Genomic DNA, 12,082 nt, shown 5'->3' on the forward strand with positions numbered 1-12,082 from the left:
CCTTCACCAGAGCCAGGCACTGGTTGAACGCGAACCGAGCCGCCCCCGTATGGCGGGCCAACACCACCAGCTGCGACGGTGACGGGTCGACTGTGAACCGGAACGCGGTAAACCTCCCCACAGCCCCACAGCATGCCTGCCACCTACGACACTTCCGACACGCAACTAGAGCCCGGGATCCAGTGGCCAGAGCGGATGGCGTCGGTGTCGGTACGGCAGGGTGAACAGGTCGGCGGTGGCCTGGCCCGGGGTGTCCACCCGCAGCACCCGGGCCACGGCCGGGCTGTAGCCGGCCAGCGGCGACTGCACCCCTTTGGCGGTGATCGCGCGGAAGTCGGCGGGAACGAGGTCCAGGCAGCGCAGCTGCTGCAGGCTCGACTGCATGATGGCGTGGCTGACCAGGATGACTGTGGTGCCGCCGGCCAGGTCCAGCACGGCGGTCGGGCCGACGTTGAAATGGCGGTACCCGGCGTGCGTCGGCGTCGGATCCTCGAAGACGCCGTCGTGCAGCCGACGTACCGTGCCGACCACGGTCACCACCGGGCCGGTAGCCGCCTCGCCGAGCGTCACCTCGACGTCGGCGCCCGGCCCGGCATCCGTGTAGGCCCGCACGCACCGCGCCACCATCTCGGGCGCGACGATCAGGGTCAGCAGCCCGGTGAAGTCACTGTCCGATGCGGCGGCGAGGATGGCGGCGCTGCGGCCGGTGGTGCCGGCGCCGATGTTGTCGCCGACATCCAGCAGCAGTACGGGCGTCGGCCCGTCGGTGACGGCGTCGAGAGCTGCCGCGATCGGCAGGGCGTCGCCGCGCATGTGCTCGCGCCGGCGCCAGACCTCGTCGGCCAGTGCGTCCGCGTACGACCCGGCCAGCGCATCGTCGCCGTCGGTGGTGACGACGACGGACATCCCGACGTGTGGCACGTCGGCGTAGGGAAAGCCTTGCAGCACCGAGGCGGTCAGCACGCCGGGGTGTCGCCGGATCCGTGCGGCGGCGTCGAGGATCGATCGCATCGGCTCGTCACCGGTGTTCTGACGGAGAATGTTCAGCAGGATCGGGACCGGCCGCCACGCCTGGCGCGGCCGGATCTCGCCCCGCGCCGCGCGGGCCACCAGGCCGGCCAGTTCCCGGGCCCGCTCGCGGGCGTCCACGTGCGGGTTGGTCCGGTAGCTGACGATGACGTCGACGGCGCCAGCGAGCCGGGAGCTGACGTTGCCGTGCAGGTCGCAGGCGACCCCGATGGGCACGTTCGGGCCCACCACGGCCCGCACCCGCGAGGCGACCTCACCGTCGGCGTCCGGGCAGCCGTCGGCGACCGCTGCGCCGTGCAGGGCGAGCAGCACCCCGTCCCAGCTGTCGGCAGCCAGCGCCGCGACCATCTCGTCGACGATGGTGCCGAACGCCTCCGCGGTGACCGGTCCCGCCGGCTGAGGGCCGCAGTACAGCAGCGGGACCACCGCGACGTCCGGCCCGGCCCCTGCGAGCAGGCCCGCCATCGTGCTGGCCGAGTCGCCGTGCACCGCCCGGATCTGCTCACCGCGCAGGATCCCGATCAGCTCGCAGGCCGAAAGGTCGGTCGGGGTGGGGCAGAACGAGTTGGACTCGTGGAACAGTCCCAGCGCGGCCAGTCGAAGCATGTCGTCTCCCGTCAACCCGCGAACATCGGCTCGGGAAGCCCCGGGGTGTCCACCGGCACCGCGAGGAGTGCGCCTGCGGCCGGGTCGGCCACGAGTTCCGCCGCGTCCAGGCCGATGCTCGCCGTGGTGATGAACAGCGTGCGCAGGTCCGGCCCGCCGAGTGCGACGCTCGTGACCAACGGAGTCGGTACCGGGACCGTGCCCACGATCCTGCCCGTCGGGTCGTAGCGGACGACCTGGCCACCGCCCCACTGGGCACTGTAAACGCAGCCCTGCGCGTCGACGCAGAGCCCGTCGGGGTCGGCCGGCGGGGCCACCGAGGCGAACACCCGTTCGTTGCCGATCCGGCCCGACTCCGCGTCGAAGTCGAAGGCGAAGATGGTGTGCCGGCGGGAGTCGGTGAAGTACATGACCCGCGCGTCCGGACTCCAGCCCAACCCGTTCGGGCAGATCACCCCGCGCCGCATGGGCTGGTAGCCGTGGTCGGCGTCCAGGCGCCACAGGGTGCCGGTGGCGGTTGGTGGTCCGTCGTTGAGCGTACTGGCCCAGAACCGCCCAGCCGGGTCGACCTTGCCGTCGTTGAAGTAGTGCTGGGGGAGATCCGGCTCCGGATCGCAGAGGTAGGACAGCTCACCGGTGTCCGGTCGCACGGTCGCGAAGCCGTTCCGGGTGGCGGCGACGAGTCCGCCCGCCGCCCGCACCCCGATGCTGCCGACGACGTCCGGTAGCGGTCGGCCGCCGGTCGCGCCACTTTCCGGATCGAACCACCACAGCCGCTGCTCGGGAATGTCCAACCAGTACAGCAGTCCGTCGCGCACCGACCACAGCGGGCCTTCGCCGACGACACAGCGGTGCGCCACCACGATCTCCGTCATGCCGCGGCGCCGGCGATTCCGTGGCTACGGCCGGCGGTCGCGAGCCGTACCGCCTCGACGCAGCCGGTATCGGCGACGGTCACGTACAGCGTGTGTCCGTCCGGGCCACCGAAGACGACGTTGGTGCAGTCCCGGCCGTGCAGCCGCACGGGTGTGCCCAGGCGGCCGTCCGGGCGCACCCTGGCCACCACGCCGGCGCCGGTGCGGGTCACGTACAGCACGCCGTCCGCGTCGGTACGCATGCCGTCGAGCAGGTGGTCGTCAAATCGCACCAGCAGTCGCTTGCCGGACGGCCGGTGCCCGGCGTCCAGGTCGTACACCCAGATGCGCCGCTGCACCGTCTCGTTGACGTACAGTCGCCGCTCGTCCGGGGACACGTCGATCCCGTTGGTCGTACCCATGTGGGACTCGACCAGCGTGCTGGTGCCGTCCGGATCGATCCGCCACAGCTGGCCGGTGCCGTTCGCCCAGTCCGGATCGCTGGCGAACAGCGTGCCGTCGGACAGCACCGCGAGGTCGTTGGGCTGGTGCATCGCCGGCTCGTGGGCGTGCACCCGCCGCGCGCCGGTTGCCGGGTCGATGGCGAAGATCGTGTGCGTACGCCAGTCGGCGACGTAGAGCCGCCCGTCGGGTCCGCACACCGCGCCGCAGCCGGCGCTGCCCTCGGGCAGTTCGTGCCAGCACGCCACGGAGCCGTCCGGATCCAGCCGTCCGATGGTGCCTTCACTGCCGTAGTTCATCGCGTACAACCGGCCGGTCCGGTCGACGACCGGGCCTTCGATGGCGTCGGTGAAGCCGCACGCGACCACGGTGGTGTCCGGCACGTCAGATCTCCGCGACCGGCACCGGCAGGCGACCGGCCCGGCCAAGCTCGGCGAGCGCGTCGTCCATGGCGGCCACGGTCTGCGCGACGTCGGCTGCGGAGTGCTCGGTCGACAGGTACCACCGCCCGCCGGGGAGCAGGAACAGGCCCCGTCGCAGCGCCTCCACGATCAGCTCGTTGTAGAAGGCCCAGTCCGCGGCGAGCACGTCCCGGGCGGTGCGCACCTCGGTGATCCCCGGGCTGACCTGCAGGACCGGGCCGACATGGTGCACGTCGGCGGTTACCCCGTGCCGCGCGAAGGTGGTGCGCAGCCCGGCGGCCAGTTGCGCACTCACGGCCTCAAGGTGCGGGTACACGTCGGGTCCGGAGAGCAGATCCAGCGTGGCCGCGGCGGCAGCCAACGCGATGGGGTTGCCGTTGTAGGTCCCGGCGTGCACCACCCCGGACGTCACCTGTTCGATGATGTCGGTGCGTCCGGTGACCGCGCTGAGGCTGAACCCGCCAGCCAACGCCTTGGCAAGCACGGTGAGGTCGGGCGTGACGGCGTACCGCTCGGCCGCGCCACCGGCCGCGATGCGCAGTCCGGTGATGACCTCGTCGAAGACCAGGACGGCACCGCTACGGTCGCACGCGGCCCGCAGCTCCTCCAGGAACCCTGGGGCCGGCGGCAGTACGCCGGTGTTGCACAACACCGGCTCGACCAGCACCGCGGCGATGTCGCTGCCCGGCTGGGACAACAGCTCGGCCACGGCAGCGGAGTCGTTGAACGGCAACACCGACACGTCCGCCAGCACGCCCGGGTGCTGCCCGGCACTGCCCAGCACCGGCCGTCCGTCCTCGGCGAGGTTGCGGTAGCTGACCAGCATCGGATCGGTCCAGCCGTGATAGTGCCCCTCGAACTTGACGTAGCGGCGCCGGCCGGTGTGTGCCCGGGCCAGCCGCAATGCGACCTGCACCGCCTCCGAGCCGGTGTTGCTCCACAGCACCCGCCCAGCGCCGGGAATCCGGGCGCACAGCCGCTCGGCCACCTCGTATTCCAGCACGTGTCCGGAGCCGAAGGTCTGCCCACGGCGCAACTGCTCGCCGACCGCGGCCACCACGGCCGGGTGGGAGTGGCCCACGATGACGGGCCCCCACCCGAGCACATAGTCCAGGTAGTCGTTGCCGTCGACGTCCCACAGTCGGCTGCCGGCACCATGGTGGAAGAACAACGGGTGCGGCGGCATCGACGCGCGCAGCCCGGTACTCACCCCGCCCGCGAGGCTGGCCTGGGCCCGGTGCCAGGCGGTGTGCGAGCCCGGCCAGGCCGCGATCCGTCCGGCCACGCTGTCGCCCGCGGTCATGCGACGGCCCGCCGCAGCGCGACGAAGTCGATCTCGATCAGGATCCCGGTCAGGTCGGCGCCGACGGTCGTTCGTGCGGGCCATGGCGCGGGCATCAGCTCCGCGTACGCGAGATTGAACACATCGTAGTCGCGCTCCAGATCCTGCAGGTACACGGTGGCCTTGACGACGTCGGTCAGGTCGAGCCCGTCGGCGGCCAGCAGCGTGCGGAGGTTGGCGAGTGTCAGCCTGGTCTGCTCGGTGACCGTAGCTCCGGCGATCCGGCCGCTCTTCGCGTCGATCGGGCCGCACCCTGAGGTGAACAGGAAGGGCCCCGCGACTCTGGCCTGCGAATACGCCGCGCCCGGAGCGGGCGCGTCCGGGCTGTGAATGACCGTCGACTTCAACGGAAGCTCCTTCTGCGCTATGCTGCGTGTCTCTAGAAGAGAGACCATCGTTTCTCCAGACGATATAGCAGGCGTTGGCGATGTCAACCCGCGACGCTCACCGCCACCAGCCGCGAGGAGTGAGAACACATGCTCGACCAACCACTGCGCGGGATCCTGCCGGTGATGGCGACCGCCTTCACCGCCGACGACTCGCTCGACGAAGCGGCGTGCCGCCGGATCGTCGCGTACAACGTCGAGGCCGGTGCCGCCGCGATCGTCACGCTCGGCGTCGCCAGCGAGTTCTGGTCGCTGACCGAGGCCGAGCGGGTCAACCTGGCTCGGCTCACGGTCGACCAGGTCGCCGGTGCGGTGCCGGTCATCGTGGGTGCCTCCGGTACCAGCGCCGCCACGGCTGCGGTGGCTGCCCGCAGCGCTGCCGCCGCCGGCGCCGACGCGCTGATGGTGATGCCGCCGTACCTGCACCGAGCCCGGCCGGACCTGCTCGACGACTACTTCCGCGCGGTCACTCGCGCCACCGATCTGCCCATCGTGCTGCAGAACTCCTCACCCCCGTTCGGCCACGACCTGGACGTGTCCGCGATCGAGACGCTGGTACGCCGGTACCCGACGATCCGGTACGTGAAGGAGGAGACGCGGACCAGCACCCACCTGACCAGTGCCCTGCTGGACCGGCTCGGCGACTCGATCGACGGGGTGATCGGCGGGGAGGGCGGCCGGTACATGGTCCAGCAGCATGCCCGCGGCGCCTGCGCCATCATGCCCACCTCGATCGCGACCGAGCGCTACGTACAGATCTGGCGTGCCCTCGAGCGGGGAACGCAGGCCGAGGCCAGGCGGGTGCACGCGAGCCTGCTGCCGCTGATCAACTTCTTCGGGCTGCATGGCATCGAGGCGTACAAGGAGGTACTGGCAATGCGCGGCGTGGTGGACCGGACTCGGACCCGAGGCACTCCGTTCCTCGCTCTCGACGATCTCGACCGGGCCGAACTCCGCCGGCTGGTGGCCGACGCCGGCCTGGCGCCGATCACGGTCGCGGCAGCCTGATGCGGCTCCTCGTGATCGGTGGCGCCGGAGCCGTGGGCACGATGACGCTGCCGCACCTGGCGGCCCAGCATGCCGTCACGGTCCTGGACCCCAGGCCTCCCGCGCCCGGACCGTGGTCGCACCACCCCGGCAGCGCCCTGGACATGGCCGCGGTCGCTGACGCCGCGAGCGAGGCGGACGCGTTGGTGTACATGGCGATGGGGCCGATCGACGGCTGGGGGAGCCCACAGAACGTGCGCAGCCACTTCGACGTCAGCGTGACCGGCGCGCACATCGCGCTCTGGGCGGCCGCGTCGGTCGGCGTACGCCGGGCCGTGCTGACCAGCTCGATGTCGGTGTACCGCGACCCCGACCGTGCGCCCTACCCGGACGAATCGGTGCCGCCGGATGCGTCGGACTTCTACGCCGTGACCAAGCGCTGTGCCGAGCTCGTCGCCTCGGCTGCCGCCGCCCAGTGGAGCATGGACATCGTCGCGCTGCGACTCTGCCTCCCCACGCCCGATGCCGAGTACCCGCCTCGGGATTCCAGCGAGGCCGACCGGACCATCGCCACCTCGGCCCGCGACACCGCACGGGCGATCCTGGCCGCCCTGCACTACCCGGGCACGGGCTTCGACGTGTTCACCATCAGTGGCGATTACCGCCAGCGCATCGCACCCATTGACAAGGCTCGGCGCCTGCTCGGCTGGGAACCACTCGACCACTCGCCCGAACCCGAATGAGGAACGCCATGACATCGCCCCTCTCCGAGCTCACGACCGCGGGACCGGCACCGCTCGGTGCACCGCGACCCGGCATCCTGCCAATCCGCGACGACAACGGAGTGCTGACCGTATCCGGGCAGATTGCGGCGGCGGACGGAGTCCTGCTCCACAGCGGGCAGGTCGGTGGTCCGGTGACCCTTGCCCAAGCCCGTGACTGCGCATGGCAGTGTGCGCTCAACGTGCTGGCCGTCGTCGAGCGGGAACTGGGCACTCTGGACCGAGTCGGCCAGGTCGGCCGGGTCACCGTCTATGTCGCCAGCACCCCGGACTTCACTGACCAGCACCTCGTCGCCGATGCCGCCACCGAGGCGTTCATCCGGGCACTCGGTGAACGGGGTCGACACGCACGCGCCGCTCTGGGTGTTGCCGCCCTACCGGCCGGCTCGCCAACCGAGATCGACGCGATCATCCGCGTCCGCTCCTAGCGGCACCGCCGGGATCAGGATCCGCGAAGGTCGCTGCTCGCTCTCCGCGGCGAGCCGCGGTCGAACATACGACGAGATTCGGGAGAAGCATTGCAACTCATGCGCATCGGCCCAGCAGGGCAGGAGAAGCCCGCCGTCCGACTGGACGACACGACATACATCGACGTCTCTGACATCGCATCTGACTTCGACGAGCGGTTCTTCGCGAGCGGCGGACCGTCGCTGCTGACCGAAGCCGTCGCCGAACGTCGCCGCGTCGGAGCCGTCACGTCGTTCGGTGACCAGCGCATCGGCCCACCGATTGCCAGGCCGCACCAGATTCTCTGCATCGGGTTGAACTACCGCGACCACGCCATGGAAACCGGCCAGGCGGTCCCGGACGAGCCGATCGTGTTCAACAAGGCACCCAACACCCTCGTCGGGCCCAACGACACCGTGTACATCCCGCGCGGCTCCACGAAGCCCGACTGGGAGGTGGAACTGGGCGTCGTGGTTGGCCGGCGCTGTCGATATCTCGCCGATGAGCAGGAAGCCGCCGCGGCCATCGCCGGGTACGTACTGGTCAACGATGTGAGCGAGCGCGCTTTCCAGCTGGAGCGCGGCGGACAGTGGGTCAAGGGAAAGTCGGCCGAGACGTTCAACCCCTGTGGCCCACACCTCGTTACCCCCGACGAGGTGGCGGACGTCAACAACCTCGACATGTGGCTCGACGTCAACGGTGTGCGCCGCCAGAAGGGCTCAACCGCGACCATGCTCTTCGGTGTCACGTACCTGGTCCACTACTTGAGCCAGTTCATGGTGCTGGAACCCGGCGACCTCATCAACACGGGCACCCCACCGGGCGTCGGGATGGGCTTCAATCCGCCGATCTGGCTTCGCCCCGGCGACGTCATGGCGTTGGGCATCGAAAATCTCGGCACCCAACGCCAGGTTGCCGCAGCGGCCCGCTGACCCACGTCCCGTGGATCGTCTGGAACCAGACCCGGTGCACCCTTCGTTTCACGGCTCGCAGCGTAGCGGCCTGAAGTTGTCGAGAGACAACATCCGCTTCTGGCCGCGAAGCGCTCGTCGCGGGGGGTAACCGGATCGCGGGTGCCTGCATCCGGACGTGGCTCCCCTCTGTGTCAAGACGGTGCGGCGGCCAATGTTTTAGGGTGGTTGGTGGCGGGCCCGGGAAGTGGCTTGTCCGAAGAGCCGGCGTTGGGGTGTGAGCCGGTCGCGCTGGAGTCAGCAGTCGTTCCCCGGTGTCCTCCCGGGCCTGTCACCCGGTGCGGGATGGCGTCGTCGAGCATGTGACGGTAGACGATGTCGGAGAGTCTGCGTTTGAGGCAGCGCATGGCTTCCATCGAGGTTTTGCCGGCTGCCTTCTTGCGGTCGAAGTAGGCCCGGCCTTCGGTGGCGTTGCGTAGTTGGACGGTGGCCATGGTGTGCAGCACACGGTTGATCTGCCGGTTGCCTGCGCGGGAGAGGCGGCGGCGAACGTGGTCGCCGGAAGAGGCGTCGATCGGTGCCGTGCCGTTCCAGGAGGCGAAGTGCGCCCGGTTGGGGAAGCGGGCGATGTCACCGACCTCGACCAGCAGCCTGGCTGCGCCGGACGGGCCGATACCGTGCAGGCCCATCAAGGTGGAACTGGTGGCGGCGACGAGTTCGGTGAGGTCCTTGTCGGCGGCCTTCTTGCGCTGGTAGACACGTTCGAGGTCGCTGATCAACTCCGCGGCGACCCGGCGGCGTGTCTTGCCGGCGACGTCACGGGGTCGCACTTTGGCGAGCAGGGCTCTGGCCTGCGCCGCGGACAGGTCCTTCTTCGCGCCGCCGGGGATCAGCTCCAACAGCAGCTGGTGCAGCTGGGACACCATGCGGGTGTGGTCCTCGCCCAGTGACCGGCGACGGTCGGCCAGGATCCGCAGCACCGCGAGCTGCTCGTCATTGAGGACCGGACGCAGGCCGGCCATACGGGTGCCGACCAACGCGACTGAGTGCGCGTCGGTGGCGTCGGTTTTGCGGCCCTGACCGGTGGCAAAGACCCTCGCCCTGGCCGACAGTTTCGGTGGGACGTCCACCACGTGTTCGCCGTCGCGGAGCAACCGCACCGCCACGTGCCGGCCGATCCCGCTGCACCCTTCGATCGCCCATACCCGGGTGGGCCACTGCTTGGCGCACTGCCGCATGGCCCGGTAGCCATCCGCGTCCGTGGCGAAGCGCCCGCCGTCAAGGACCGTCTCGTCGCTGGCCATGACCTCGATCGTCACCGAGCGTTTGTGCGGGTCCATGCCGATGACCACACGATCTGCTGGGTTCATCAGAGTCCTCCGATGCTCGATCCTGTCCAGGTTGTCGAGCCGGGAGGGCAACGCTACTTCGAGCCGAGCAAACCCCTCTTGAGCCTCTCCCCGCCCTAGGGCGACGCCCGGGACTGCGCAGGCCAGAACAGAGCCACACGACCAGCGTGGGCAGCCGATGAGAGAGCGACAGCCCGGGCGCCTAGACCGAGCCTCGCCAGACACCGGCCATAGGGCAAGTGAACAAGTAGCCGATGAGCGAGCACGTCGTTCCGCCCGCCCGCCCGCCCGCCCGCCCGCCCGCCGAGAAAATCCATTGCGAGTGGCCGGCACCGGATGTCTGGTTGATCGGCCACCAATCACAGGAGGGAACATGACGTCCCATGTCGCTGCCCACCCCCACGCTGCACACCACTCGCCTTACACTGCGTCCCTTCGACGACACGGATGCGGACGACCTCTTCGCGCTGCACAGCAACGCCTACGTGTTGCGCTACTGGGACGCGCCGCCGTGGAGCGAACGCGTGCGCTCTGAGCGGTTCATCACGGCTTGCCGGCAGATGGCAGAGGAAGGCACCGGGGCGCGGCTGGCCGTCGATCGTGACTCCGACGGGGCGTTCATCGGCTGGTGCAGCCTGAACCGGTGGAATCCGGACTACCGCAGCGCATCGCTGGGCTATTGCTTCGATGATGCAGCATGGGGCCACGGCTACGCGACGGAGGCCGCGCGCGCTTTGCTGCGGTGGGCATTCGACACGCTGGACCTGAATCGCGTCCAGGCTGAGACTGATACACGCAATGTGGCATCTGCCCGTGTGCTGGAGAAGCTCGGGTTCGTGCGTGAGGGGACGCTGCGGGAAGACTGCGTCGTGAACGGCGAGGTCTCTGACTCGTGGGTCTACGGGCTGATCAGGCGAGAGTGGCGGCCGTCGTCCGAGCCGGTGCCCGCCCGCTGAGTACTCGATCCCTCGCGCGATGTCGCCCGGCATCCGGGTGCTTCGCTTCGCCGCGTCGAGCGGCCGGCACCGGGCACTCTCCTGCCGCCGCTGATGCACGGCGATCCTGAGACCCGGCTCAGTGGGTGGTCAGGCAGCGCGGCGGGCGCGGCGGCGGGCTCGGATGAAGGCTGCATCGCCGCGCACGCCGCCCCACCAGGACCACGGAACGCTGGTCATGTACCGGCCGATCGACGCGAAGACCGGCGCGGCGTCGGCGCCGCGGCCAGCGCGCGCCAACCCGTACGCCAAGAAGTTCACGTCGTTGAGCCAGTCGGCGTGCCGGGTGGCCGGCTGGTGGAACCACCGAGACAGCGCGTTGTCGAGATCGGACTGCATGACCGGATCTTGTTGCCACCGCTGGCCGATCTCGTCGGCGGTGCTGCCCGGGGCCTCGCGTTCCTGCTCCCACAGCGCCCACTCGGCGGCGGCCCGCACCGGCAGCACGTGCAGCGGCGAGCCCGCAGGCGCTGCGGCGGCGACCGACCGGGCGAAGCCGAACATCGCCTCGTGCGAGCCGCTCCACTTCCTGCAGTGGTAGGTCAGCTTGAGTGAGTGCGCCTCCCGATGCCAGGGGTCCCGCAGGGTCAGCTCACGCCACGTCTCCTCGACCTCCTCCCGTGGCGCGCTCTGGTCGATCATGAGCCGCAGCCGGTTCGCCCACGGCGTCGGGTCCTCGGGGGCGAGCCGCAATGCCAGGTCGTTCACCTGTCCGGCCAGTTGCAGCAGACGGCTGAACTCAGCCCACTGCCCTGGACGGACGGTGGCGGCCCAGTCCCCGCCGCGCACCTCCCAGGCTCGTGCCATCAGGGACCGAGCACGTACGAGCTGAGCATCCGGATCAGTGGGCGAGCGCGCCGCCCAGCGGTCGGTCCAGGCGGCCTCGGTGTCGACCCGGCCGGTCGTACGGTCGACTCGGGATCCCAGCCCGCCAGCGGTCGATTCGGCCAGCACGCGGACGTAGCGCGCCCGACGGTCGTAGTCACTCCGGGTGGCGGCCACAGCCTTCCTGGCCGGCCCGATGTCGGTGCCGTACCGCGCCTGGGTGCACGCCTCGCGCAGCACGGCGTCGTCCTGCGCCAGGTTGGTATCGATCTGGCGGGTGAGCAGCCGCCACACGGTCGAGATCATAATCAAAGATGGTAAGCATCGACCGGCGTCTGCCTCAGGCCTGGACCCGGTCCTGCGCGAGCCTGTCACGCTGCTTTGCCGCGTGCTTTGAACAGCGGAATCGTGCTGCGACGGCCAGCTTTACGGCAATTTTCCGGCTGGTTGCCCGACATCGTGGATGGCTACCCCGTCGACTACGGCACCGACGCCGAGACGATCGCCGTCCGCGAGACCCGCGTCGCCGCCCGCGACTGGCTCGGCATACCCCGCACCGTCGAGGGTATGGAGCACTACCTGCAGCGGTGGGATGCGAGGCTTGAAGCCCCCTGGCAGAAGCCAAGATTGAGTGGCACTTGTCTGCCGCCGGCCGCGGGGCTGCGGAGGCGGAGCGGTCAGCACA

At 70.0% G+C, this 12,082-nt stretch carries 14 protein-coding genes; 6 read left to right on the forward strand and 8 right to left on the reverse strand.

The genetic code is table 11. The annotated features are described in order from the left end of the window. The 6 genes from ACNAVT_RS31220 to ACNAVT_RS31245 form a co-directional block, all read right to left on the reverse strand. Positions 1–121, reverse strand: a 121-nt coding sequence (locus tag ACNAVT_RS31220; protein WP_416301564.1) for a helix-turn-helix domain-containing protein, incomplete at its 3' end; no start/stop codon positions are given. Positions 122–165: 44 nt separating this feature from the next. After that, on the reverse strand, positions 166–1,635 hold the full coding sequence (locus ACNAVT_RS31225; RefSeq protein WP_416301540.1) for a M81 family metallopeptidase: 1,470 nt from the start codon (positions 1,633–1,635) through the stop codon (positions 166–168). A gap of 11 nt (positions 1,636–1,646) precedes the next feature. Then, positions 1,647–2,510: an SMP-30/gluconolactonase/LRE family protein gene (locus tag ACNAVT_RS31230; protein ID WP_416301541.1), complete on the reverse strand. Its 864-nt coding sequence runs from the start codon at positions 2,508–2,510 to the stop codon at positions 1,647–1,649. Beyond that, the gene (locus tag ACNAVT_RS31235; protein WP_416301543.1) at positions 2,507–3,334 is read right to left on the reverse strand and encodes an SMP-30/gluconolactonase/LRE family protein; all 828 of its coding nucleotides are present in this window, start codon (positions 3,332–3,334) and stop codon (positions 2,507–2,509) included. The genes ACNAVT_RS31230 and ACNAVT_RS31235 overlap by 4 nt, the downstream gene beginning before the upstream one ends. 1 nt (position 3,335) lies before the next feature. Continuing rightward, positions 3,336–4,676 (reverse strand): aspartate aminotransferase family protein, encoded by a 1,341-nt coding sequence (locus ACNAVT_RS31240; protein WP_416301545.1) that lies wholly within the window; start codon positions 4,674–4,676, stop codon positions 3,336–3,338. After that, entirely contained in the window at positions 4,673–5,062 is a 390-nt protein-coding gene (locus ACNAVT_RS31245; RefSeq protein ID WP_416301547.1) for a RidA family protein, read from the reverse strand. Before ACNAVT_RS31245 ends, ACNAVT_RS31240 begins: the two co-directional genes overlap by 4 nt. 129 nt (positions 5,063–5,191) lie before the next feature. Here ACNAVT_RS31245 and ACNAVT_RS31250 point away from each other — a divergent pair, with 129 nt between their 5' ends. From ACNAVT_RS31250 to ACNAVT_RS31265, 4 genes are all read left to right on the forward strand, one after another. After that, entirely contained in the window at positions 5,192–6,109 is a 918-nt protein-coding gene (locus ACNAVT_RS31250) for a dihydrodipicolinate synthase family protein (protein ID WP_416301549.1), read from the forward strand. Then, entirely contained in the window at positions 6,109–6,831 is a 723-nt protein-coding gene (locus ACNAVT_RS31255; protein WP_416301551.1) for an NAD-dependent epimerase/dehydratase family protein, read from the forward strand. The genes ACNAVT_RS31250 and ACNAVT_RS31255 overlap by 1 nt, the downstream gene beginning before the upstream one ends. An 8-nt stretch (positions 6,832–6,839) precedes the next feature. Beyond that, the gene (locus ACNAVT_RS31260; RefSeq protein ID WP_416301553.1) at positions 6,840–7,298 is read left to right on the forward strand and encodes a RidA family protein; all 459 of its coding nucleotides are present in this window, start codon (positions 6,840–6,842) and stop codon (positions 7,296–7,298) included. 99 nt (positions 7,299–7,397) lie between these two features. Further along, positions 7,398–8,249, forward strand: coding sequence for a fumarylacetoacetate hydrolase family protein (locus tag ACNAVT_RS31265; protein ID WP_416301555.1), 852 nt, complete (start codon positions 7,398–7,400; stop codon positions 8,247–8,249). A gap of 173 nt (positions 8,250–8,422) precedes the next feature. Here ACNAVT_RS31265 and ACNAVT_RS31270 read toward each other — a convergent pair whose 3' ends face one another. After that, on the reverse strand, positions 8,423–9,649 hold the full coding sequence (locus ACNAVT_RS31270) for an IS110 family transposase (protein ID WP_416301556.1): 1,227 nt from the start codon (positions 9,647–9,649) through the stop codon (positions 8,423–8,425). Between the two features lie 311 nt (positions 9,650–9,960). Between ACNAVT_RS31270 and ACNAVT_RS31275 the strand changes: the two genes are divergently transcribed. After that, positions 9,961–10,533, forward strand: coding sequence for a GNAT family N-acetyltransferase (locus tag ACNAVT_RS31275; protein WP_416301558.1), 573 nt, complete (start codon positions 9,961–9,963; stop codon positions 10,531–10,533). Positions 10,534–10,662: 129 nt separating this feature from the next. On the opposite strand, the gene ACNAVT_RS31280 is transcribed toward ACNAVT_RS31275, so the two are convergent. After that, complete coding sequence (locus tag ACNAVT_RS31280; RefSeq protein WP_416301560.1) at positions 10,663–11,703, reverse strand: DUF4034 domain-containing protein; 1,041 nt, start codon at positions 11,701–11,703, stop codon at positions 10,663–10,665. Positions 11,704–11,844: 141 nt separating this feature from the next. On the opposite strand from ACNAVT_RS31280, the gene ACNAVT_RS31285 reads away from it, so the two are divergent. Then, the coding region (locus tag ACNAVT_RS31285) for a hypothetical protein (protein WP_416301562.1) at positions 11,845–12,082 on the forward strand (238 nt) is incomplete at its 3' end.

The organism is Micromonospora sp. SL4-19 (genome assembly GCF_047921475.1).
Classification (GTDB): Bacteria; Actinomycetota; Actinomycetes; order Mycobacteriales; family Micromonosporaceae; genus Micromonospora.

Bases quoted from the DNA above. Each gene is read 5' to 3' on its own strand.
- ACNAVT_RS31225 (WP_416301540.1), bottom strand. From the start codon at position 1,635: ATGCTTCGACTGGCCGCGCTGGGACTGTTCCACGAGTCCAACTCGTTC.
- ACNAVT_RS31230 (WP_416301541.1), bottom strand. From the start codon at position 2,510: ATGACGGAGATCGTGGTGGCGCACCGCTGTGTCGTCGGCGAAGGCCCG.
- ACNAVT_RS31240 (WP_416301545.1), bottom strand. From the start codon at position 4,676: ATGACCGCGGGCGACAGCGTGGCCGGACGGATCGCGGCCTGGCCGGGC.
- ACNAVT_RS31250 (WP_416301549.1), top strand. From the start codon at position 5,192: ATGCTCGACCAACCACTGCGCGGGATCCTGCCGGTGATGGCGACCGCC.
- ACNAVT_RS31255 (WP_416301551.1), top strand. From the start codon at position 6,109: ATGCGGCTCCTCGTGATCGGTGGCGCCGGAGCCGTGGGCACGATGACG.
- ACNAVT_RS31260 (WP_416301553.1), top strand. From the start codon at position 6,840: ATGACATCGCCCCTCTCCGAGCTCACGACCGCGGGACCGGCACCGCTC.
- ACNAVT_RS31265 (WP_416301555.1), top strand. From the start codon at position 7,398: ATGCGCATCGGCCCAGCAGGGCAGGAGAAGCCCGCCGTCCGACTGGAC.
- ACNAVT_RS31275 (WP_416301558.1), top strand. From the start codon at position 9,961: ATGTCGCTGCCCACCCCCACGCTGCACACCACTCGCCTTACACTGCGT.
- ACNAVT_RS31280 (WP_416301560.1), bottom strand. From the start codon at position 11,703: ATGATCTCGACCGTGTGGCGGCTGCTCACCCGCCAGATCGATACCAAC.